1 protein-coding gene is annotated in these 422 nt (G+C 52.1%); it reads left to right on the forward strand.

Annotation, left to right across the window (positions count from 1 at the left end; genetic code table 11):
- Positions 1–422 (forward strand): TonB-dependent receptor domain-containing protein (locus tag J0A66_RS21790; protein WP_206575947.1); only part of this gene is annotated, 422 nt, incomplete at both ends.

The raw sequence follows: 422 nt of genomic DNA on the forward strand, positions 1-422 counted from the left end.
ATCAGCTGATTGACAGCCCCTACAGCAAAAACTATCAGTTGGGTTTGTATGTGCAGGACAATATGAAGATCGAGGATAAGTGGCTGATATCCGCCGCTCTGCGCCGGGACAAAGCCATTACCTCACCACAGTCAGGTGACTCCGACAACCAATACGCGACCACCGGCCGATTGGGGTTGATGTACCTATTTGATAACGGTGTATCCCCTTATGTCAGCTATAGCGAGTCCTTCTCACCGCTGCTGGGCGATGACGCCTATGGCCAGGGGTTTGTGCCACTGCAAGGTACTCAGTGGGAAGCGGGGCTTAAATACCAACCGTCAGGCACAGAGCATCTGCTGACCGCGTCGGTGTATGAAATCACCGAACAAAACCGCACCACCTCACTGACAGAACAACAACGCAATGATCCCAACATCATT

Origin of the sequence: Bowmanella dokdonensis (genome assembly GCF_017254865.1) — a bacterium.
GTDB lineage: Bacteria > Pseudomonadota > Gammaproteobacteria > Enterobacterales > Alteromonadaceae > Bowmanella > Bowmanella dokdonensis.